Here is a 21,632-nt window from a genome sequence, read left to right on the forward strand (position 1 = left end):
GCAGGCGCTGTGGAGTGCGCTACTGCGCCCCGACACGCCCCCGGCCGCGATCCTTGGGATAGAAGGTCCCCGCCTTGAGATCCGCCTCGATCTGCTCCAGCGTGCGCCCTTTCGTCTCGGGGATGTAACGCACGATAAAAACCACGGCCAGCGCAGTAATCGCGGCATATAGCCAGAAGGTACCGGAAGTGCCCAGGGCGTTGATCAGCGACAGCGTGCTCAGACTGACCAGCAGGTTGAAGATCCAGTGGCTGAAGGCCCCGACACTGGCGCCCTTGCCGCGCACGAACAGCGGATAGACCTCGGCATTGATCAGCCACAGGCAGACGCCGAAACTGCAGTTGAGCGCCATGTAGATGGCCAGGCAGGCCACCAGTATCCACTGGGCCGGGCCGGACTCCGGTGCACCGCCCATGAACAGTATGCCCATGACGACCAGTGCCACGGCCGAGCCGGGCACCATCCACAGCAGAAAGCGCTTGCGGCCGATGCGATCGACCATGAGGATGCCGAAGATGGTCGCCAGATTGATCATCACGGCGCCCCCCACTGCCGCCAGCACCGAGGCACTCTCGTCGAACCCGGCATTGCTGAGGATGGTCGGTGCATAGTAGATGATGGCGTTGTTGCCGGTAATCTGCGAAAACATGGCGATACCGAAACCGGCGATCAGCGCCGGCCGGATCCAGCTGCTGAACAGATCGCGCCAGCTTCCTTCCGGACGGGCGGCAACCTCCTTGATCTCGTCGATTTCCTGGCGCGCACTCTCGCGGCTGCCGCGCACCCGTTCGAGGATGCCCAGCGCCTGCTCCTCCCGGCCGTGGCCGAGCAGCCAGCGGGGGCTCTCCGGCAGCAGCAGCATGCCCAGCATCAGGATCACGGCCGGAATCACCCCGAGCCCGAACATCCAGCGCCACTGGTCGCCCAGGCTGTAGCCCACCAGATAGGCCGTCAGAATGCCGAACACCACCATGAACTGGAACATCACCACCAGCTTGCCGCGATGCGCCGGCGGCGTGACCTCGGCGATATAGACCGGAATGATCTGCGTGGCACTGCCGGCCGACAGCCCCAGCATGAAGCGGGCGGCGATCAGCACGCCGACACTCGGCGCCAGCGCCGAGAGCACCGAGCCGATGCTGAATACCAGCCCGACCAGCACGATCGACCAGCGACGTCCCAGCCGATCCGACAGCGGACCGGTACACAGACACCCCACCAGCGCACCGAGAATGATGGCACTGGTCACCACCTGCTTGAGAGTGTCATCAAGGGCGAACTGTTTCGACAGCCCGAGCAGGGCCACACCGATGATGCCGGTATCATAGCCGAACAGTAGTCCGCCCAGAGCCGCAATGACGGAGACCAGGATCACCAGTGTCCGACCGCCGGGGCCTCGCTGAACGGCCGAGGCAGATGACTGATTCATGAGTTGCTCCCGCTTGCTGAATCGTTTCAGCTTTCAGCTGACAATAGTTTTGAATGAATAAGCAGACTATCAGCCTAGTGAACCGACCCCGGTTTCTGCCAGTTCGATACCATCATTTGCCGAGCATCGGCCGCCCTCCATGATGGGCCGCAGGCTACCGCAACGGCTCGCGAGCCGGCGACACACGCCCCCGGCACGCCATGTGGTCACTTTGACTGCAGCAAAGCGCCATGCGACCAGGGTAGAATGCGGCGCCTGCCGACTTTACCGCGAAGCGACAGCACGATCCGGGCGGCCATTCACTCTCGACCCGGCGGCTACGCCTCGGCAAGGGCAATCCCCGTGTCGCTCCAGCGCAGCCGGCGATCGGCGCGATGCGCCACCGCCTCGACCCGTTCGGCATTGGGGCGATCGGTGGCTGCTACCCAGGCCCGGGCCTCCTCTTCGCTGCGGCCGAAGTGCACGTGCCGATTCACCAGCCACTGCTCGCGCAGCGTGCTCTCCACCTCCAGAAACCAGACCTCGTCGAGCAGCTCACGCACCCGCGACCAGGCGCCCTCCTCCAGCAGCAGATAATTGCCCTCGGTAATCACCAGCGGCACTTCGGCGGGGACGGCAATGCTGGCGGCGATCGACTCCTCGAGTTCGCGGTAGAAACCAGGCGCGTAGATCGTGGCATCAGTCTCGTCCGATTGACGCAGTCGCGCCAGCAGCGCCCGATAACCATGCGCATCAAAGGTATCCGGGGCACCCTTGCGCTCGCTGCGTCCCAGCCGGGCCAGCTGACGATTGGAGAGATGAAAGCCGTCCATCGGCACGCTCTGCGCCCGACCCGCCAGTCGTGCCACCAGTCCCTCGGCCAGTGTCGACTTGCCCGAACCGGGGGCGCCGACAATGCCCAGCAGCCGGCGCCGCCCGCCATCGAGCATGGCGCCGGCTGCCTGCACCACTGCGTCATCGATCAGTGCGCCATCATCGGGCACGTTTTCCGAGGCCATTAGCCGCTCCCTTGCTCGTCCTGAAGTTCATTGCGAACAGCACCGGCCCATCATGACACCACTGTCGCAGCATGAAATACCGACATTAAAAAACCGGCCCCTGGGGGCCGGTTTTTCAGCGTCTGAGGTATCACCGCGGTGATTACAGCCGCTTCTCGATGAGACCTTCGAGTTTTTCCTGGTCTTCGGCAAACTTGCGGATACCCTCGGCCAGCTTGTCGTTGGCCATGGGATCCTGGTTGTGCCCCCAGCGAAACTCCGTTTCGGTCATCTTCGCGGGGCGCTGTTCGCCGCCACCATCGGAAGCGTTGTCGGTCAGCTTGCGCTCGACCGTCCCTTCGCTGTTGGCCAGCTCCTCGAGCAGGTTCGGCGAGATGGTAAGACGGTTGAGACCGGCCAGCGCCTTGATCTGATCGGTATTGCGGAAGCTGGCGCCCATCACCACGGTGTCGTAGCCGTAGCGGTTGGAGTAATCCGCCACGCTACGCACGAACTTCACACCCGGATCATCGTCCGGTGCATAGTTTTCCACACCGTCGCGCTGCTTGTACCAGTCGGTGACACGGCCCACGAATGGCGAGATCAGGAATACGCCGGCCTCGAAGCAGGCACGCGCCTGAGCGTCGCTGAACAGAAGTGTCAGGTTGCAGTTGATACCTTCCTTCTGCAGCACTTCAGCGGCCCGGATGCCTTCCCAGGTCGACGCCAGCTTGATCAGGATTCGATCACGGCTGACACCGGCCTTCTCGTAGAGATCGATCAGCTTGCGTGCCTTGTCCATGCTGGCCTGCTGATCGAAGGAGAGCTTTGCGGCCACCTCGGTGGAGACCCGGCCGGGCACCAGTTTGGTGATTTCGGTACCGACCACGACCGACAGCCGATCAACCGCATGCTCGAGCCGCGTTTCGCGGTCCTGACCTTCGGTCTCCTTCTTGACCTCGGCGAGCGTCTTGTCGATCAGCTCCTGATAACCCTCGAGATCGAAGGCCTTGAGCAGCAGCGACGGATTGGTAGTGGAATCATAGGGCTGATACTTCTTGATCGCCTCCAGGTCACCGGTGTCGGCCACGACCTTGGAGAGTTCCTTCAGGGATTCCAGCTGCGTTGCCATATCGCCTCCTGATTCGATGTCAGCGGCCGGGTACCCGAAGTACCCGCACCGCGGAAACTGTTCGTCCGGCACCGACCATCGCGGGGCCGGCGGCGGCCGTGCCCCCGGATGCACCGGATATTGTAGCAGAACTACACGGCCATACCCTGAGGATAGCGCTCCCTGAGCGTCTTGAGATAGTCACGATACACTTCGCGATAGCGGCCAGCGCTCTCCTCATCCGGTATTGTGAGGGTGGATTCGTCAATATCAACCGCCTGCTCGCACAGTTCGTGCAATTCTATCGTTTCCCCCTGCTGACGCCGCTCGCACCACTGGGCCTGCAGAGCCGCGCCCAGCGCCGCGGCCTCGCCCACTACCGGACAGACCAGCTCGACATTCATCACGTCCGCGACCATCTGGCGCCAGACCCGACTGTTGGCCCCCCCACCGACCAGTCGCAGCTGCTTCGGCCGAATATCGAACTCGGCCAGCAGATCAAGCCCGTAGCGCAGCCCGAAGGTGGCCCCTTCCATGACCGCCCGGCAGAGGTTGTCGCCGGAGAAGTTGTGACTCGACAGATTCAGGAAGCTGCCGGTGGCCTGCGGCAGCATGGGCACCCGCTCGCCGTTGAAGAACGGCATGACACGCACGCCCTCGGCACCGATCGGCGCGCGCTCGACCGCCGCATTGAAGGCGTTGACATCATGGCCGGTCAGCTCACGGATCTGATTGGTCGCCGAGGTCACGTTCATGGTGCAGATCAGCGGCAGCCAGCCACCGTGACTGCCGCAGAAATTGGCGACCAGACCATTGCGCGACACCGTCGGCTGAGTCGAGCAGCCATAGATGGTGCCCGAGGTGCCCAGGCTCATGGTCACGGCTCCGGGCGTGATGTTGCCGGTACCGATCGCGCCCATCATGTTGTCGCCGCCGCCCGAGGAGACCACCACGTGCTCGCCCAGCCCCAGCCGCTCGGCTACCTCGCGGCGGACCCGACCGGCCGGCTGATCGGGCTCGACCAGGCGCGGCAGTACCTGCCCGGCATCCAGCTCGGGGGCCACCTTCGCCAGCACATCGGGCGCCCATTCACGCCTGCGGGTATCGAAATATGCCGTGCCGGACGCATCGCCATACTCGGCGGTCCGCTCACCGGTCAGATGAAAGTTGAGATAATCGTGCGGCAGCAGCAGGGTGGCAATGCGGTCATAGGCCTCGCGATGATGCTCTCTCAGCCAGGCGATCTTGGGCGCGGTATACCCCGCCTGGGGGATGATTCCCAGTCGATCGAGACAGCCCTGCTCACCGCCCAGCGCCTCGATCAGCATCTCGTTTTCGTGCGAGGCCTCGGTATCATTCCAGAGCTTGCCGGGATAGACCGGCTCGCCCTGCTCATCCAGCGCCACCATGCCGTGCTGCTGGCCGGATACCCCGATGGCGCGCACCTCGCCGGCGCTGATGCCGGCCCGCTCGATGGCCTGGTGAAAGGCCGTTTCAAAGGCCTCGATCCACCATGCCGGCTGCTGTTCGCGCCGGCCACTGGCGGCACTGATCAGCTCGTGGGCGCTGGACGCCTCGCCGATGAGGGCACGACGCTCGGGATCGAAGACCACCACCTTGGTACTCTGGGTACCGCAGTCCACGCCGATATACATGAAACTCTCCCGTTATCGTGATCGTCGTCAGTCGGCCTGACGCAGCGCCTCGACGGTGGCCTGCGCGCCCTCGCGATGCAGATGCGACAGCGCTTCGCTGTAGGCCTCGACAAAGCGCGGCTCATCGACCAGATCACCGAACAGCTCGCGATTCTCGATGAAGGCCGTTGGATTGTCGCGATTGTGCTGCGCGATGGCGTGCAGCTCGTCCTTCAGTCGATCGACGATCTCGATCGGTTCGCCCTGTTCATCCACCCCCTCGGCATAGCGTGCCCAGCTGGCGACCACCGCCGCCGAGCGCCTGATCTCGCCATCACGCTCGAGCTGCTCGCGAATCACCGGCAGCAGCCATTTGGGAATCCGGTCCGAGCTCTCCGCACAGAGCCGCGCCAGGGTATCGCGGATCTCGGGGTTAGCGAATCGCTCGATCAGGGTGTACTTGTACTCATCCAGGTCTACCCCGGGCACCGGTGACAGGGTCGGTGTCGCCTCCTCGTTCATGTAGTCGAGCAGGAAATTGGCAAACAGCTCGTCCTGACAGACCTCGTGGGCATAGCGATAGCCGGCGAGATAGCCGAAATAGGTCAGGGCCTGGTGGCTGGCATTGAGCAGACGCAGCTTCATCAGCTCATAGGGCATGACATCGTCGACCACCTGCACGCCGACCTCCTCGTAGGGCGGGCGGCCCTGGTTGAAGTGGTCCTCCAGCACCCACTGGGTAAAGGGCTCGCAGACCACCGGCCAGCCATCGTCGATGCCGAAGCGCTCGGCCACCTCGCGGCGGTCGTCATCGGTGGTCACCGGCGTGATGCGATCCACCATCGAGTTGGGAAAGTGGATCGTCTCGTTCATCCAGCGGCCGACCTCGGGCGCCTTGCGCTCGGCATAGGCGGAAAACATCTTGCGCGCCACGTCACCGTTGCCCTGGATATTGTCGCAGGACATGATCGTGAACGGCGCCATGCCCCGTTCGAGCCGGCGCCTGAGCGCCTCGGTAACCAGCCCGAAGGTGGTCTTCGGGGTTGCCCCCACCTCGAGGTCATGCTGCACATCGGGGTGTTCGAAATTGAACTCGCCGGTCACGTGGTGGAAGTTGTAGCCCCCTTCGGTAATCGTCAGCGAGACGATCTTCGTACTCCCGGCCGCCATCTGCTCGATCACTGCCTCGGGATCTTCGGGGGCATACAGATAGTCCAGAATCGAACCGATCACCCGCGGCTCGTACTGGCCGTCGGCGTGCTTGAGCACCAGGGTGTAGAGCCCGTTCTGGGCATCCATGATCTCCTTCATGCGCTTGTCCGCGGGCAGCACCCCGACCCCGCAGATGCCCCATTCCAGTGCCTTGCCCTCGTTCATCAGGGCATCGAGGTACATCGCCTGATGGGCACGATGAAATCCACCCACGCCGAAGTGAACAATACCGATTTCGGCATCACCGCGGTTGTACTGCGGGGTCGCGACGCCTTCGAGCTCCGCCAGCGTGGCTGCGTTGAGCGACTTCATGTGTCCTGCTCCCGAAAGATTGAATGGATCGTACCTTGCAGCACCGCACGGGACAGCACTTCGGGCTGCCCCGGGGGTCAGGCGGTTGCTGCCGACTCGACCGGCTGCCGTGCCAGCGCCTGCTCGGATACCACATCGAACAGATGCAGCCTGGCAGACTCACAGGTCAGCGTAATCGTATCGCCCGAACGGGCCCGGGTATCCCCTTCCAGCTGGGCAGTAATGCGATGCCCGTCGATCTCGAGCTGTACCATGGTGACCGATCCCAGCGGCTCGACCACATCGACGGTGCCGGAAAGACCGTTTTCGAGTGCGCCAGCATCGCCTTCGTGATGCTGCAGGTGCTCGGGGCGGATACCGACCCAGACCTCCTGACCGCGATGGGAGTCGAGCAGGTCACCGGTAAAGGCATCACCGGCGCGGAAACGGGCCGTCTCCCCCTTGAGCGAACGGGTATCGTCGCCGACCCGCATCTTCATGAAGTTCATCGACGGCGTGCCGATGAACCCCGCCACGAACATGTTGGCCGGCCGGGCATAGAGGGCATTGGGCGTGTCGATCTGCTGGATACGCCCGTCGCGCATGACCACGATGCGCTGCCCCATGGTCATCGCCTCGGTCTGATCGTGGGTGACGTAGAAGGTGGTCACCCCCAGCTTGCGGTGCAGCTTGACGATCTCGGCGCGCATGTCGACGCGCAGCTTGGCATCCAGGTTGGAGAGCGGCTCATCCATCAGAAAGACCTGCGGCTGACGCACGATTGCCCGCCCCAGCGCCACCCGCTGGCGCTGCCCGCCGGAGAGCGCGCGCGGCTTGCGGTCCAGCAGATGGGTGATGTCGAGAATCGAAGCGGCCTCATTGACCCGCTGGTCGATTTCACTCTTCGGCGCCTTCTTCAGCCGCAGCGAGAAGGCCATGTTCTCGAATACCGACATGTGCGGATAGAGCGCGTAGCTCTGAAAGACCATCGCGATGTCCCGATCGCGGGCCGCGACATCGCTAACATCACGCCCGCCGATGCGGATTTCGCCTTCGGTATTGTCTTCCAGCCCGGCGATCATGCGCATGGTGGTGGACTTGCCGCAGCCGGAGGGGCCGACCAGCACCACGAACTCGCCATCCTCGGTCACGAGGTTGAAATCATCCACTGCCGGGGCTTCCTCGCTCCGGGCCGCCTTGCCCGTCAGACCGCCACCGTAGCGCTTGACCACGTTTTTCAGTTCCACGACTGCCATGAGAGAGCTCTCCTGTCCTGCCGCCCCTTCGCGCACTGCCCGCAGGGACGACGAGTGGCTATTTGACGGCGCCGAAGGTCAGGCCCCGTACCATCTGACGCTGGGCAAACCAGCCCAGCACGACGATCGGTGTCACGGTCAGTACCGAAGCGGCCGACATCTTGGCCCAGAACAGGCCCTCGGCACTCTTGAACGAGGCGATGAACACCGCCAGCGTCGCCGCGTTGTGGTCGGTCATGGTCAGACTCCAGAACGACTCGTTCCATGCCAGGATCAGCGCCAGCAGCCCGGTGGAGGCCAGCCCCGGCAGTGCCAGCGGCAGGATGACCCGGAACATGGTCTGCATGGTGCTGGCGCCATCGATGTCGGCGGCCTCGACGATGTCCTTCGGCACGTCGCGAAAGTAGGAGTACACCATCCACACCATGATCGGCAGGTTCATGGCGGTGAACAGCATGATCAGGCCCCAGTCGTTGTCGATCAGTCCCAGACTCTTGTAGATCAGGAAGATTGGAATCAGCACCCCCACGGCCGGGATGAACTTGGTCGAGACCATCCAGACCAGGGTAAAATCGGTGCGCTTCGAGGGGTAGAACGCCATCGCAAAGGCGGCCGGCACGGCCAGCGCCAGTCCCAGCAGGGTCGAGACCATGGCGGTGAAGAACGAGTTGAAGGCGTAGTGCCAGTAGCCGGCTCCCTGCGCCAGCGCCGTGCGAAAGCTCTCCAGGGTCGGCGAGAAGAGGAACTCGGGCGTCGTGCTGAAGGCCGTCTGCTCGGTCTTGAAGGCCGTCAGCACCATCCACAGGATGGGAAAGAACATGATCAGCGCGACCAGCCAGCCGACCACCGCCAGTCCGATATTGGAGCGTTGCGCGTTCATCGTGCACTCCCTGCGTTGAGATTGCCGGCCACGAAGCGGATCAGGAAGATGGCGAAGATGTTGGCCAGGATCACCGCCCCGATGGCGGCTGCCGACGACAGGCCGATGTCGTACTGGAAGAAGGCATTGAGATAGATGTAGTACGGCAGGTTGGTAGTCGCCGTGCCCGGCCCGCCGCTGGTGGTGGCGTAGATCTCGGCAAACGAGGTCAGGAAGAAGATGCTCTCCAGCATCACCACCACATAGAGCACCTGCCCCAGGTGGGGAATCACGATATGGCGGAACTCCTGCCACCGGTTGGCGCCGTCAAGGCGGACCGCCTCGATCTGATCCTCCGGCAGGGACTGCAGCCCGGTCAGCAGGATCAGCAGCGCAAAAGGCGTCCACTCCCAGGAGATCATGATGATGATCGACAGCATGGGGTGGTGCGCCAGCCAGTCGATCGGCTCCAGCCCCAGCGAGCGCATGGCCCAGGAGATCAGCCCGTAGACCGGATGAAAGAGCATGTTCTTCCAGATCAGTCCGGTCACCACCGGCATCACGAAAAACGGCGAAATCGCCAGAGTGCGCGCCACGCCGCGGCCGATGAAGGTCGCATTGAACAACAGCGCCAGCAGCAGCCCCAGCCCCACCGTGACGGCCAGGCAGGCCACCACCAGTACCAGGGTATTGCCCAGCGCATCCCAGAAGGTGGCATCGGTCAACAGGATGGCGTAATTGCCGATGCCGGCGAAGCCTCGCATCATCGGCATCATCAGATTGTAGTTCTGGAATGAGTAGTAGATGGTCATGCCCAGTGGCACGATCATCCACACCAGCAGGAAGATCACTGCCGGCGCCATCAACCGCTTGACCGGTGCCCGGCGCCGGCGACTCGCGCCCTGTCCTGACGCGCTCCCAGCCGTTCCGGTGCCCTTTGCCGTCACTTCGCTCGTCATGACGAGGCCTCTTTTGCACGAAGCCGGATGGGCATGGGCCGCATCCGGTCATCACTCACCGGCGCGCGGGCTCCCCCGCGCGCCACGCACGCTTGCTGCTTACTTGTCGTAGCCGGACTGCTTCATCAGCCGCGCAGTAAACTGCTGCGCCTGGTTCAGGCCCTGATCGACACTGGTCTGCCCGGCCAGCACACCCGCCATGATCTGGCCTACCCGGGTCCCGATGGCCTGGAACTGCGGAATGCTGATGAACTGGATGCCGGTATAGGGCACCGGGTCCGCCGTGGGATTCTCGGGATCGGCACTGCTGATGGCCGTCCGCACCAGTGACGAGAAAGGCGCGGCCTGCTGGTAGCCCTCACTGTCATAGGTGGACTGACGCGTTCCCGGCGGCACTGCCAGCCAATCCTTCTTCTCGGCAACGCTCTGGATATACTGCTTCGAGGTTGCCCAGTCGACGAAGGCCTGTGCTGCATCGCTGTGCGGCGCTGACTTCGGCACGGCCAGTGCCCACGAATAGAGCCAGTTGGCGCCATTTTTGGTGGTCTGATAGGGCGCCTGGGCAAAGCCCACGCTGTCAGCCACCTTCGAGTTGTCAGGGTCGGAGACATAACCGGCAGCCACCGTGGAATCCACCCACATGCCACACTGCCCATTGGCGAATAGCGTCTCGGATTCGGTGAACCCGTTGGAGGTCACCCCGGGCGGGCCATACTTGTTCATCAGCATCTTGTAATCGCTGGCCGCCTTGTGCCATGCCTCGGAGGTCAGCTGCGGCTTCCATTCCATATCGAACCAGCGTCCGCCATAGCTGTTCACCATGGTGTCGAAGAAGGCCATGTTCTGACCCCAGCCCGGCAGACCGCGCAGACAGATGCCATAAACACCGTTGGAGGGATCATGGAGCTTCTGGGCAAACGCCTTCATCTGGTCCCAGGTCGGCCGGTCAGGCATTTCGATGCCGGCCTTTTTGAACAGATCCTTGCGGTAGTAGGTCATAGAGGATTCGGCATAGAACGGCAGCGCATAGAGCGTGCCGTCATACGAGAGCCCCTGCCGCACCGTCGGCAGCAGATCATCGACCTGGTAATCGTCAGGCAGGTTGTCCATCGGCTTGAGCCAGCCGTTCTTCGCCCAGATCGGTGTCTCGTAGTTGCTGACCGTAATCACGTCATACTGACCGCCACCGCTGGCAATATCGGTGGTAATCTTTTGCCGTAGCTCGTTCTCCGGCAGGGTGACGTAGTTGACCTTGACATCCGGATGAGCCTTCGTGAACTCATCCGTCATCTTCTGCATGGTCACCATGTCGGGATTGTTGACGGTGGCCACGGTAATGGTGGTGGCCGCGCCGGCACTGGTGGCCAGCCCCAGCCCCGCTACCCCGGCACCGATGATGACAGCTCCCCATCTCATGATCCGTTTCTCCTGATTGAGCCGGCGCGCAAGCGCCCTTTTCCTGTTCATCGAACGCCGCGCTCCAGCGCGCGCCAATGGGTCCCTGTTGAATGTTGCGCTGCGTGGGGACGGGATTCTTTTATCATTTCGTATCATTTCCGTTCATGGCACGGCGCCGCAACGGACTCCTACACGCAAGGCCCCTTCAAACCGTCGCAGACTCAGCGAGTTACACCATATTGAAAGTGATACTACATGCCTTTGAACTTAAGTCCAGGCGACCAAAGAGATGCCCGGCAGCCCTGCCCGGGTCTCGCTGCATCCACTAAACTGATACGGCAATGATACACCAATGACACATTTGCTCAGCACGGTATCATTTCGCTCTTCCGGGCGACGGCGTATCGTTCCGGTTTTGTACGAGAGGCAGCCTCGAGCATCATGTCCACACGATCCCGCGCCCGGCTTGAAGATGTCGCCAGCGCCGCCGGAGTCAGTCGCATCACGGTATCGCGTGCCTTTTCGGCGCCCGAACGAGTGCATCCCGACACCCTCGAACACGTGCTGAGACTCGCGGATCAGCTGGGCTATCGACCCTCGCGTCACCACAAGAAGCATGGCGGCGCATCACAGCGAGTGACGCTGGGCGTGGTCAACCCCAATATGAGCAACCCCTTCTTCAGCGGTCTTACCCGTGCCATCACCATGATCGGCCAGCAGCACGGCTTCGAGGTGGTCATGTTCGACTCCTACGAGTCGGAGGCTCAGGAGATGACCGCCATCGAGCGCATGATTCAGATGGGGGTATCAGCGGTCATCGTCTCGGTCATTTCCTCCAACTCCAACTACCAGCCGAAGTGGCGTCAGGCGCTTGCAGAAGCGAACATCCCACTGATTCTGGTAGACCGGGAGATCGACACCGCGCCCTATGCCGGGGTCTACATCGATAATCTCGACTGCGGTTACAAGGCGGGGGCATGGATGGCCCGGCAGCAGCCGGAGAGTGTGCTGGCCATTTCCGGCCTGCCCGGCTCCCGGGTCTCGATCGGCCGGACCTCGGGCATTCGCGAAGCACTGGGAGAGATCCCGCTGGATGTGCGTTACGCCGACTTCAACATGGAGCTGGCCTATCACCGGATGCGCGCACGGCTCGGAGAGGGCCCGCCGCCGAGCGGCGTGATCGGCCTCAACAACCAGATCACGCTGGGCATCATCCGGGCCTGTGTCGAAGCCGGTCTGCGACCGCTGCAGGACATCCTGCTGTTCAGCATCGACGAGGTTCAGCACGCCGATATCTTCGGCCTGCCGATCCCCTGCCTGCGTCATGACATCGACGAAATCGCCTATCGCACCGTGGCGCTCGCCCGCCAGGCGCTGGAGATGCCCCAGGCGGGCGGCTCACGGGTGGTGGTGCGCAGCACCCTGAAGGTGCCCGAAACGCACGCCCCGGCTAGGGGTGCGGAGTGACCGGGGCATCGCCTGCCCCGCTGTCACCAGGGGCATCGGTGGCGCGTCCGTGGCGCTCCTCGATCCCGGCACGCTCGAGCTCTTCACTGCTCAGCGTGGCGCCGGCGCGCAACCGATAGCGCGGACGTGCCGACGGCTGCGACGACGCCTCCGCTTCGGACCTCGCCGGACGCAGGGCTTCGGCATTCTCCAGCGTCACGCTCATGCGCGGCATGGCCAGATCAACGCCCGCGGCATCCATGCGCCGCTTGAGACGCAGGTTGAACTCGCGTGCCACGTCCCACTGCATCACCGGTGCCGTGCGGAAACGCGCCCGCACGATGGCCGCGCCCTGATCGAAGCTCTCGATCCCCTGCAGCTCCAGCGCCGACCAGATCTTGAAGCGGAACAGCGCATCCTCGCGCATCTCATCGGCTACCGCCTGGATCATGCCGATGGCGTCATCGATCGGCATCGCATGCGGCACCCGGATACGGAACAGCGCATAGCCGAACTCCCGGGAGTAGTTCTGGACCGCCTTGATCTGGCTGAACGGCACCGCATGGACGATGCCGTCGAGATCACGCAACCGCACCGTGCGCAGACTGAGCTTCTCCACGGTACCGACATTGCCCCCCACATCGACGAAATCATCGATCGCCAAGGTATCCTCGACCAGGATGAAGATGCCGGTAATCAGATCCTGCACCAGCGTCTGGGCACCAAAGCCCACCGCCAGACCGATCACCCCGGCACCGGCGAGCAGCGGCGTGACATTCACGCCCAGATTGGCCAGCGCCACGATGGTGGCGATCACCACGATGGTGGCAAAGACGATGTTGCGCAGCAGCGGCGTGATGGTCTCCGCCCGGGCCCGCCGGGCCCGGCCGCGCTGGGAGCGTGAGGTCGAGGTCATGGCGCGGTGGATGGCGGTGTCGGCAATGATCCAGACCAGCCACGCCACCAGCAGGGTCACCCCGACACTGATCAGGGAGAGGATGATCCGTTCGCCCAGCTGACCGCTGCTGGCATTGAGCAGCGAACCGCCCCAGATGCGTGCCGCCAGCTCGGCAAACACGATCCAGCTGGCCAGGTGCGCCAGCGCATAGCCGAAGCGGATCAGCCGCTTGCCGTAGCGGGTACGCCGCCGTTCGGGAGCGCGCTGCGAACTGCGATAGAGCAGCCCGCCAACGATCAGCATGACCACCAGCAGCCCGGCCGTCAGGATCGCACGGGCAAAATCGCTGCGAATGTCGCCGCTGTAGCTGACCACGGCAATCAGCGACGCGCCCACCACCAGCAGCGCCGGAATGTGCCAGATGTTGCCGAGCACCAGCAGCAGCTCACTGACCAGACTCTGATCCCGGCGCAGGCGATAGGGGCGATTGCGGATCAGATGGCGCACCGGCCGCTTGAAGCGAATGATGAAGGCGCCGGCAATCAGAATGGCGCACAGTCCGATGAACTCGGAGAGAAAGCCGGCCAGGTCATCCCCCAGCGCACGGGTAATGATCGCCGAGTTGGTGGCATCACCCAGCGCCCCCAGCGCGCCGATGGCAAACAGCGGCCAGCCCGCCTGACGCCGCAGGATCCGCAGCGCCACCCGGCGGTGCCCCCAGGTGAACATGGCAAACACCACTTCACAGACCGAGGCAAAGATCATGCCGCAGACGGTGGCATAGCCCAGCGTCAGCGCCAGCAGCATGCCGGGCGAGCTCTCGAGCCAGGAAGTAACCGCCAGCGTCAGCCCGAATGCCCCGCCCCAGGGCACGACGCGGCGCAGACAGTAGCGCAGCATGGTCAGGGCCGTGGGCTGATCGGTCAGCGTCAGCCGCAGCCCGTAGTGATGCAGCACCCGGCGCAGCAGGAAGTAGAACAGCGTGGCCATGCCGGCCCAGGCCAGCAGCGTCAGCGCGAAATCCCGCAGCCCCGACCACCACTGCCGGCCACTGCTGAAGTCGGCGCGCAGATCCTGCCAGGCCGCTGCCGCCCGGTCACGCCAGGTCGTCAGCAGGGCCTTGCCGTTGTCCTGCCCCTTGCCGGACTCCAGGCTCGAGGCCAGCGCCCCCAGCAGACCGCCGCCGGCCTCTTTCCCCTCGCCGGAGGCGGCTTCCCGGCTGGCCTGACGCAACTGTCTGAGCTGCTCGAGCAGCGCCGAACGCTGCTGTTCGCTTTCCAGCACGCCAATCACCTGATCCAGCGAGGCCTGCAGCTCCTTCGGCGAGGGCCCCTGCTGCTCCTGCGAACCGCCGCCGCTCATGCCGGGCAGCCCGGCCGCCTCGACCTGCAGCGGGGACACCAGACACAGCATGACCAGCAGCATCCCCAGCCAGCGTGTCCACACGATTGCCGTTCTCATTTGCCGTTCGCTCACCGCATTGCATTCATTCATTACCCGGCATGCTCGCTGCCCCCTCCGGGCGCAGGCACTTCATGTTCCAGCAGGTGGCCCCTTCGACAGGTCAACGCGCGAAAAGACTCCTGCTGCGCACCGATTCTGCCTGAAGCAGCCGGCGCAGGGTACGAATTCAACGTAGAGATTGAAAAATCAGGCCGTTTGTCGCATCATTTCGCACCCTTGAAATACCCGGTTTGTCATTTTCGCAACGCCCGCGGAGCCAAACGCCATGAAATCAGGCATTCATCCCAACTACCGTACGGTGATCTTTCACGACACCAACGCGGACACCTATTTCCAGATTCCGTCGACCATCGAAACCGACGAGACCATCGAACGTGAAGGCCAGACCTTCCCGCTGGTCCGGCTGGATATTTCTTCGGCCTCGCATCCGTTCTATACGGGTCAGCAGCGTCAGATCAGCAGCGAAGGTCGTGCTGCCCAGTTCCGTCGGCGCTTCGGCAACTTCGGTCGCCGCCAGAGCTGAAGACCGCTCTACAGGTCGAGCGAAGGGTGTCGAACCGGCCGCTGCCGTGACGTCGGGGTTACTGCCCCGACGCCCGGTCTGCGGCTTTTTCGTGTCACGCACCGGCAATCTTCAGGCGCTCGACCGCTTTTGCCTACTCCGCCGTTTCAGCAGCCAGACCAGCAGCCCGACGACCGATACCAGCCACGCCAGCGAGGCCAGCGCACCGACGCCCAGGGCCAGCTCGTGCAGCAGTCCGAAGTGCTCGGTCGAGGCCAGCCGTCCGGTGGCCAGGGCATACATCGCCACCGGAAACACGCTCGCCCAGACGGTCGGCCTGAAATCCAGCGGCTCCCGCCTGACCAGATGCTTCCAGCCATCGAGCATCAGCAGTACCGGAATCAGCCAGCTGCTCCACCACCACAGGATCATCACCGCCGCCTCGAGCAGCATGGCCGCGCTCTGCCACATCGGTGCCCGAGGCAGCGCCGGCAGCAGCTGGGCGCCGGCCTCGACGCTGATGGCCGCCGAGCCCATCACCACCCAGTAGACGGGGTTGATGTCGCGCTCGTTGAGTTTCAGGAAGCTGACCCGATTGAAGAAGATGGTGATGAAGATGGCGTACCACATCACCCCGAATCCCCAGGCGCCGAACAGCAGCAGTGCTGCCAGCGAAGAGCTCCCCTGGTCGAACTGGAACAGCCGGGTAGCGAGAATCACCATCGACTGGGTAGCCACGATCCACAACAGCCAGCCACCGTGCGTCACATCGGCCTGCTGCTCGTCGTTGCGAAAGGCCAGCACGCCGAAGCTGACGTAGCCCAGCACCAGCCATAGCACACCGGCCACGATCAGCAGCAGGGTCGCCGTTGCCATCCAGCCGCGATAGCTGATCTCGACCCCGAATACGCAGCTGGCCGCGACCAGCGTGAAGAAGGTGAAGACCTGGCGGGGGTCGAGCAGATCACGGTACACCGCCCGCGGAAAACACAGCGCCCGGGCCAGCAGAAGCACCAGCAGCAGCGGATAGATGCCCCCGTTGAGCGCATGGAAGAGCCCCGAGGCGGTTTTCATGTCTAACTGCCAGAAGGCGTTGGAGAGCGTCCCGGTGGCCATCGCCAGCGTGAACCAGGCCGGCGACATCTTGCGCAGCCAGCGTCCCGTATCACGCCCGGAGTCCTGATCGGTCAAGTGAACCTCCCTGTCGACTGACCCTGCCCGACAACGGCCCCTCAGGCCTCACTCCCCGGGCGGGGAGGAGGGCTGCCTTGATGCCTCCGACGGGAACACCTCGGACGGGCCGGTATCGGCTGTGTGGTGGCGACCTCGCTCGCTGACCGAGGCGTGGTGCAGCTCTGACCTGAGCCCACGCACCTCCTCGGTCAGCTCCTCGACGCGGTGGTTGAGATGCCGGATCATTTCGCGGCTGGCACGATGCTGGCGGTCGTCGTCCTCGCTCTCCTCGCTGACGTAGAGCGAGCTGACATAGGCTGCGAAGCTGCCGAACAGCCCCACCCCGGCGATCATCAGAAAGACCGCGATGACGCGCCCGGCAGTAGTGACGGGATAGTAATCCCCGTAGCCTACCGTGGTGATGGTGACAAAGGCCCACCACAGGGCATCCCCAGCGGTCTCGATGGGGCTTTGCGGCGCCGGGCCCTCCACCAGCAGGATGGCAATGGCACCGAAGACCACCAGCAGCACGGTCATCGAGGCCACGCTGAAGAACATTCCTTCGGCGCGATTGCGGAACATCACGCCCATCACGCCATTGATCGAGCGTAGCGCCCGGATCAGCCGGAAGATCAGGATCACACGGAAGATACGCGCCGCCTGCAGGTGCCAGAGCACCGGAATACTGGCAATCAGGTCGATCCAGCCCCATTTCATGTATGCCATGCGGCTGGGTGCCCGGGCCAGGCGCAGACAGAAATCGATGAAGAAGAAGATGCAGACAAAGGCGTCCAGGTAGTACAGCAGTCACGTCACTTCCGCCGGTAGTGCAAAGAAGGTTTCCGCAGCCAGCGCCCCCAGCACATACAGCGACAGGATGAAGAGGAACAGCTGAAAGGGTGTGACACGCTCGGGTGGTGTGGACATGATGTCTTCCGGCGACGACTCGGCGGGTACTACCGGACGGTGTTACCGTCCGATCCACGAAACCGCTACTCTTTCACGAAACCGCTATTCTTTCACGAAACCGCTACTCTAGCTTAAAGGCCGGGGGTTGCCGAACCCGGTGGGTCATTTGATGTCATAATGACCAGGCCATAATACTACGGAGCATTCGACATGGCAGATCCCCGCCACAACGCCGCCTGGCGCATGGCCGAACAACTTCGCACCCGTGCCCGGGGCTCCACCCGCAATACCGGCGGATTCAAGCTGCTCGTCACCTGGCTTGCCTTCGGCATGCTGCTGATCGTGGGTACCGTGTTTGCCCTGTGCTTTCTGCTGGTCGGCTGGGCGATGATGCCGCTGCTGCGCCATCGCATGAAGCGCCAGGCCGAACGCTTCGGGCAGACGCACGAAGGCCACTACACCACCCCGGAGGGTGACCGACGGGTCCTTGAAGGCGAGTATCACGTGCACACCCGGGCACCCCGCCGCTAGGCGTCACCTCTCCGCGCTGACGGCTCATTCCCCGGGTAACGTCAGCCCGCTCCCCGCCACCCTTTCTTCAGTGCATGGCCCGTCGAATCGGCGCATGTCGATTCATCGGGCCCGACAGGCTTGAAAAGCGGCTTTCTGCCCTCAACTCCTGCATGATAATGAGGACGCTAATGACCGTCACGGAATCACCTCGTGCCACGGCCACGTCCGCCTACCGTATGGAGCCTTGCCATGTCACGACTCAGCGATGTTCGCCTCTCGGTGCTCGATCTGGCGCCCGTGCGCCAGGGTGGCAGCATCAGCGAAACCTTCGCCAATACCGTCAGTCTCGCCCAGCACACCGAGGGCCTCAGCTATACCCGCTTCTGGCTGGCCGAACATCACAACGCCGCCGGTATTGCCAGCGCCGCCACGTCTCTGCTGATCGGTCACGTGGCCGGCGCCACCTCGACCATCCGCGTCGGTTCAGGCGGCATCATGCTGCCCAACCATGCGCCTCTGGTGGTTGCCGAACACTTCGGTACGCTGGCTACCCTCTACCCCGATCGCATCGATCTGGGCCTGGGACGCGCGCCGGGCACCGACGGCATGACGGTCCGTGCTCTCAAGCGCGACCCCATGAGCGGCGTCAGCGACTTCCCCCAGCAGGTTGCCGAACTGCAGCGCTTTCTCGGCGACGGTCAGCCCGACCAGCAGGTACATGCCTGGCCCGGCGAGGGCACCCATGTGCCGATCTGGCTGCTCGGCTCCAGCGGTTACAGCGCCCAGCTGGCTGCGCAGATGGGGCTGCCGTTCGCCTTTGCCGGTCAGTTCGCGCCCGGTCACATGCTCGAGGCGCTGCGCCTCTATCGCGATCAGTTCCGGCCCTCGGCGGTGCTCGATCGACCCTATGTGATTACCGGCATCCCGATCGTCGCGGCCGACAGTGACGAACTGGCGCAGTATCACGCCACCACCCAGCAGCAGAAGTTCCTCGCGCTGGCCCGCGGCCAACGGATACAGCTGGCGCCACCGGTCGAGCAGATGGACTGGAGTGCCCGGGAGCAGGCCGCCGTGCAGCAGAATCTCGGTGCCTCCATCGTGGGCGGCCCCGAAACCGTGCGCGCCGAACTCGAGCGCTTCCTCGAGCTGACCGGTGCCGATGAGGTGATGGTCAACTCCGACTTCTATCACCACGAGGATCGGCTGCACAGCTACGAGATCCTGGCCAATCTCTGCCTGCGCTAGCACACGACCACGGCACACCAGCCGCCCGGCCGATGCCGGGCGGCTGTCATGCGCTTGCGGCAGGCGGGCTCACCCGATGAAAGTGCGCATCTCCTGCGCCAGCCGTTCGGGAATTTCCAGCGGCAGCAGGTGCCCGCACTGCTCGATGACACGCAGCTCGCCCTGCTCAAGATGCGGCATCACCAGCCGCTGCTGGACGTCGGGTGGCAGCGAGGGATCACGATCACCGACGATCACGCGGACCGGACAGTTCAGCCTGCCGACCGTGTCCGCATGATCCTCGGCATAAGTGGTGCGCGGCCAGCGGTACCAGCCCTCGCGCGAGGCGCGCATGGCGTCATGCACGGCGTGTTCGAAGCCGGCTTCCGACAGCGGCTGGACCACTGCCCCGCGAATGAAGGCCTCGGCCTGTTCGCGGCTGAAGTCGAACGCGAGCTGAAACCGGCGCTCCTCGTCACTCACCGGCTGCGGCCCGGGGGGCGCCGGTGCCACCAGCACCAGTGATTCCAGCCACGCCGGCCGGCGAGCCGCCAGCAGCATGGCGGTACGGCCGGAAAAGGAGTGTCCTGCCAGCACCACGCGCTCCAGCCTCAGTTCGCGCACCGTCTCCTCGACCTGATCGGCCATCGCCACGCTGTCCAGAGCCTCGTTCAGGCCGGCATCGCCGAACCCCGGCATGTCGACGGCAATACAGCGGTAGTGGCTGGTCAGATGCGGCATGACCTCGGCCCAGTCGCGGTGCGAATTGCCGAAGAAGTGCATCAGCAGCAGGGTCGGTTCGCCCTGCCCTTCGTCGATCAGTGGCAGCATTGTTTCATTCCATGTTCGTATCATTTCAGGAGTGTAGTGATCACGGCGGAATTGTCAGCGCTACCGCCACTTTTGATGACCCTTGAAGGCAAGCGTGCCCCATCGAAAAAACCGCCGTCAGGGACGGCGGTTTTCGACAGTTTGCGACCAACGGTCAAAAGCGATTCATTGAGCAATCATCAGTGACTTGACGTTCACGAATTCACGCATGCCAAAACCACCGTGCTCGCGGCCATAGCCACTGTCCTTCACCCCGCCAAATGGCAGATTGGGCTGAGCGATATAATACCCATTGACGCTGACCATGCCGGTATCGAAATGGTCACGCACCAGCTTGACCGCACGCGCCTCATCCTCCGAGAAGATACCGCCGCCAAGTCCATAGACAGAATCGTTGGCGATGGCAATGGCGTCCTCTTCATCGCTGGCCCGGATCAGCGCCGCCACGGGGCCGAACAGCTCGCCGTCATAGGCCGGCATCCCCGGTTTGACCTCTTCCAGCACGGTGGCAGGATAAAAGAACCCATCCGTGTCCGGCAGCTCGCCTCCGACCGTGCAGACGGCGCCATTGGCGATCGACTCCTTCACCTGCTCATGCAGATTATCGCGCAGATCCTTGCGTGCGATCGGGCCAAGCGCCGTGTCCTCGTGCATGGGATCGCCAAACGTGGCCTGTTTCATTTTCTCGACGAAAGCATCACGAAACTGCTCATAAACGGCATCCACGACCACGAAACGCTTGGCAGCGACGCAGGTCTGACCGTTATTGTAGTTTCGCCCCATCACACAAGCGTTCACCGCTTTTTCGATGTCGGCATCCTCCAGTACCAGGAAGGCATCGTTACTGCCGAGTTCCAGCACACTCTTCTTGAGATGCTCGCCAGCAGCCGCTGCCACCTTGCGACCGGTCGCTGCACTGCCCGTGAAGGTCACCCCACGAACCCGCTTGTGCGCCGTAACCCGGCTTGCCTGCTCATCGGCAATGAACAATACGCTGAATACATGCTCCGGAAAGCCAGCCTCGCGGAAGATATCCGCCAGCGCCTCGGCGCAGCCCCAGACATTGGGCGCATGCTTCAACAGCACGGTATTGCCAGCCATGATGTTGGCAATGGCGTAGCGGATCACCTGGTAAAATGGGAAGTTCCATGGCTGAATACCGAAAATCACACCCATGGGCTGGTAGGTCACCAGGGCGCGGCCGCCCTCGAGGGCACGCGCCTCATCGGCCAGTACACCGGCGGCATTCTCGGCGCTATAGTCGCAGATCGCCTTGCACAGGTCGATTTCTCCCGGCCCCTGACTGATCGGCTTGCCCATCTCTTCGGTCATGAGCCTGGCCAGGCGATCCCGGTGCTCGACGAGCAATTCGCCTACCCGGCGCACCAGCTCGGCACGATCATCGAATGAACGCTCCTTCCAGTCGAGAAACGCCTGGTGGCTCTGCTCGACAAGCTGATCGAGCTGCTGATCGGAAAGGGTTTCGAACTCACGAATGACCCGGCCCGTGGCCGGATTGACGGTCTGAATGGTACTCGACACGGTT

At 63.4% G+C, this 21,632-nt stretch carries 18 protein-coding genes; 4 read left to right on the plus strand and 14 right to left on the minus strand.

Translation table 11 applies throughout. The features are described 5' to 3' along the window. Nucleotides 1-19: 19 nt before the first annotated feature. From C7446_RS13510 to C7446_RS13550, 9 genes are all read right to left on the minus strand, one after another. Complete coding sequence (locus C7446_RS13510; protein ID WP_121173656.1) at nucleotides 20-1,429, minus strand: sugar porter family MFS transporter; 1,410 nt, start codon at nucleotides 1,427-1,429, stop codon at nucleotides 20-22. A gap of 317 nt (nucleotides 1,430-1,746) precedes the next feature. Next, complete coding sequence (locus C7446_RS13515) at nucleotides 1,747-2,427, minus strand: nucleoside/nucleotide kinase family protein (RefSeq protein WP_121173657.1); 681 nt, start codon at nucleotides 2,425-2,427, stop codon at nucleotides 1,747-1,749. 142 nt (nucleotides 2,428-2,569) lie between these two features. Continuing rightward, nucleotides 2,570-3,538 carry a transaldolase gene (gene tal / locus C7446_RS13520; protein WP_121173658.1) on the minus strand — a complete coding sequence of 323 codons (969 nt, stop codon included), beginning with the start codon at nucleotides 3,536-3,538 and terminating at the stop codon, nucleotides 2,570-2,572. 131 nt (nucleotides 3,539-3,669) lie between these two features. Further along, complete coding sequence (gene xylB, locus C7446_RS13525; protein ID WP_121173659.1) at nucleotides 3,670-5,172, minus strand: xylulokinase; 1,503 nt, start codon at nucleotides 5,170-5,172, stop codon at nucleotides 3,670-3,672. Nucleotides 5,173-5,199: 27 nt separating this feature from the next. Next, a complete protein-coding gene (locus C7446_RS13530; protein ID WP_121173660.1) occupies nucleotides 5,200-6,675 on the minus strand; it encodes a mannitol dehydrogenase family protein in 1,476 nt (491 codons plus the stop codon). A gap of 77 nt (nucleotides 6,676-6,752) precedes the next feature. Further along, nucleotides 6,753-7,910, minus strand: a complete 1,158-nt coding sequence (locus C7446_RS13535) for an ABC transporter ATP-binding protein (protein WP_121173661.1) — start codon at nucleotides 7,908-7,910, stop codon at nucleotides 6,753-6,755. 58 nt (nucleotides 7,911-7,968) lie between these two features. Then, a complete protein-coding gene (locus C7446_RS13540) occupies nucleotides 7,969-8,790 on the minus strand; it encodes a carbohydrate ABC transporter permease (RefSeq protein ID WP_121173662.1) in 822 nt (273 codons plus the stop codon). Further along, nucleotides 8,787-9,632, minus strand: a complete 846-nt coding sequence (locus C7446_RS13545) for a carbohydrate ABC transporter permease (RefSeq protein ID WP_245977856.1) — start codon at nucleotides 9,630-9,632, stop codon at nucleotides 8,787-8,789. Before C7446_RS13545 ends, C7446_RS13540 begins: the two co-directional genes overlap by 4 nt. A 195-nt stretch (nucleotides 9,633-9,827) precedes the next feature. After that, nucleotides 9,828-11,144 (minus strand): ABC transporter substrate-binding protein, encoded by a 1,317-nt coding sequence (locus C7446_RS13550; protein ID WP_121173664.1) that lies wholly within the window; start codon nucleotides 11,142-11,144, stop codon nucleotides 9,828-9,830. Between the two features lie 423 nt (nucleotides 11,145-11,567). On the opposite strand from C7446_RS13550, the gene C7446_RS13555 reads away from it, so the two are divergent. Then, on the plus strand, nucleotides 11,568-12,593 hold the full coding sequence (locus C7446_RS13555; protein WP_121173665.1) for a LacI family DNA-binding transcriptional regulator: 1,026 nt from the start codon (nucleotides 11,568-11,570) through the stop codon (nucleotides 12,591-12,593). Here C7446_RS13555 and C7446_RS13560 read toward each other — a convergent pair. After that, nucleotides 12,577-14,931: a mechanosensitive ion channel domain-containing protein gene (locus C7446_RS13560; protein ID WP_245977851.1), complete on the minus strand. Its 2,355-nt coding sequence runs from the start codon at nucleotides 14,929-14,931 to the stop codon at nucleotides 12,577-12,579. The genes C7446_RS13555 and C7446_RS13560 overlap by 17 nt on opposite strands. Nucleotides 14,932-15,199: 268 nt before the next feature. On the opposite strand from C7446_RS13560, the gene C7446_RS13565 reads away from it, so the two are divergent. After that, on the plus strand, nucleotides 15,200-15,457 hold the full coding sequence (locus C7446_RS13565) for a type B 50S ribosomal protein L31 (RefSeq protein ID WP_121173667.1): 258 nt from the start codon (nucleotides 15,200-15,202) through the stop codon (nucleotides 15,455-15,457). Nucleotides 15,458-15,568: 111 nt separating this feature from the next. Here C7446_RS13565 and C7446_RS13570 read toward each other — a convergent pair whose 3' ends face one another. Next, the gene (locus tag C7446_RS13570) at nucleotides 15,569-16,627 is read right to left on the minus strand and encodes a tellurite resistance/C4-dicarboxylate transporter family protein (RefSeq protein ID WP_121173668.1); all 1,059 of its coding nucleotides are present in this window, start codon (nucleotides 16,625-16,627) and stop codon (nucleotides 15,569-15,571) included. 48 nt (nucleotides 16,628-16,675) lie between these two features. Then, a complete protein-coding gene (locus tag C7446_RS13575) occupies nucleotides 16,676-17,416 on the minus strand; it encodes a potassium channel family protein (protein ID WP_342768382.1) in 741 nt (246 codons plus the stop codon). Between the two features lie 312 nt (nucleotides 17,417-17,728). On the opposite strand from C7446_RS13575, the gene C7446_RS13580 reads away from it, so the two are divergent. Beyond that, nucleotides 17,729-18,049: a hypothetical protein gene (locus C7446_RS13580; RefSeq protein WP_121173669.1), complete on the plus strand. Its 321-nt coding sequence runs from the start codon at nucleotides 17,729-17,731 to the stop codon at nucleotides 18,047-18,049. Nucleotides 18,050-18,280: 231 nt separating this feature from the next. Beyond that, nucleotides 18,281-19,276: an LLM class flavin-dependent oxidoreductase gene (locus C7446_RS13585; protein WP_121173670.1), complete on the plus strand. Its 996-nt coding sequence runs from the start codon at nucleotides 18,281-18,283 to the stop codon at nucleotides 19,274-19,276. 69 nt (nucleotides 19,277-19,345) lie between these two features. Here the strand turns inward: C7446_RS13585 and C7446_RS13590 are convergent, their stop codons facing one another. Together C7446_RS13590 and C7446_RS13595 are read right to left on the minus strand one after the other, a co-directional pair. Then, nucleotides 19,346-20,086: an alpha/beta fold hydrolase gene (locus C7446_RS13590; RefSeq protein ID WP_170150093.1), complete on the minus strand. Its 741-nt coding sequence runs from the start codon at nucleotides 20,084-20,086 to the stop codon at nucleotides 19,346-19,348. Nucleotides 20,087-20,251: 165 nt separating this feature from the next. Then, the gene (locus tag C7446_RS13595) at nucleotides 20,252-21,628 is read right to left on the minus strand and encodes an NAD-dependent succinate-semialdehyde dehydrogenase (RefSeq protein ID WP_121173672.1); all 1,377 of its coding nucleotides are present in this window, start codon (nucleotides 21,626-21,628) and stop codon (nucleotides 20,252-20,254) included. Nucleotides 21,629-21,632: the final 4 nt, after the last annotated feature.

Origin of the sequence: Kushneria sinocarnis, from assembly GCF_003633775.1 — a bacterium.
Classification (GTDB): domain Bacteria; phylum Pseudomonadota; class Gammaproteobacteria; order Pseudomonadales; family Halomonadaceae; genus Kushneria; species Kushneria sinocarnis.

What these genes read in the sequence shown, in the direction of transcription:
- C7446_RS13585 (WP_121173670.1), top strand. Translation starts at nt 18,281, where the DNA reads ATGTCACGACTCAGCGATGTTCGCCTCTCGGTGCTCGATCTGGCGCCC.
- C7446_RS13555 (WP_121173665.1), top strand. Translation starts at nt 11,568, where the DNA reads ATGTCCACACGATCCCGCGCCCGGCTTGAAGATGTCGCCAGCGCCGCC.
- C7446_RS13540 (WP_121173662.1), bottom strand. Translation starts at nt 8,790, where the DNA reads ATGAACGCGCAACGCTCCAATATCGGACTGGCGGTGGTCGGCTGGCTG.
- tal (WP_121173658.1), bottom strand. Translation starts at nt 3,538, where the DNA reads ATGGCAACGCAGCTGGAATCCCTGAAGGAACTCTCCAAGGTCGTGGCC.
- C7446_RS13535 (WP_121173661.1), bottom strand. Translation starts at nt 7,910, where the DNA reads ATGGCAGTCGTGGAACTGAAAAACGTGGTCAAGCGCTACGGTGGCGGT.
- C7446_RS13565 (WP_121173667.1), top strand. Translation starts at nt 15,200, where the DNA reads ATGAAATCAGGCATTCATCCCAACTACCGTACGGTGATCTTTCACGAC.
- C7446_RS13590 (WP_170150093.1), bottom strand. Translation starts at nt 20,086, where the DNA reads ATGCTGCCACTGATCGACGAAGGGCAGGGCGAACCGACCCTGCTGCTG.
- C7446_RS13530 (WP_121173660.1), bottom strand. Translation starts at nt 6,675, where the DNA reads ATGAAGTCGCTCAACGCAGCCACGCTGGCGGAGCTCGAAGGCGTCGCG.
- C7446_RS13510 (WP_121173656.1), bottom strand. Translation starts at nt 1,429, where the DNA reads ATGAATCAGTCATCTGCCTCGGCCGTTCAGCGAGGCCCCGGCGGTCGG.
- C7446_RS13550 (WP_121173664.1), bottom strand. Translation starts at nt 11,144, where the DNA reads ATGAGATGGGGAGCTGTCATCATCGGTGCCGGGGTAGCGGGGCTGGGG.
- C7446_RS13580 (WP_121173669.1), top strand. Translation starts at nt 17,729, where the DNA reads ATGGCAGATCCCCGCCACAACGCCGCCTGGCGCATGGCCGAACAACTT.
- xylB (WP_121173659.1), bottom strand. Translation starts at nt 5,172, where the DNA reads ATGTATATCGGCGTGGACTGCGGTACCCAGAGTACCAAGGTGGTGGTC.
- C7446_RS13515 (WP_121173657.1), bottom strand. Translation starts at nt 2,427, where the DNA reads ATGGCCTCGGAAAACGTGCCCGATGATGGCGCACTGATCGATGACGCA.
- C7446_RS13560 (WP_245977851.1), bottom strand. Translation starts at nt 14,931, where the DNA reads ATGAGAACGGCAATCGTGTGGACACGCTGGCTGGGGATGCTGCTGGTC.
- C7446_RS13545 (WP_245977856.1), bottom strand. Translation starts at nt 9,632, where the DNA reads ATGGCGCCGGCAGTGATCTTCCTGCTGGTGTGGATGATCGTGCCACTG.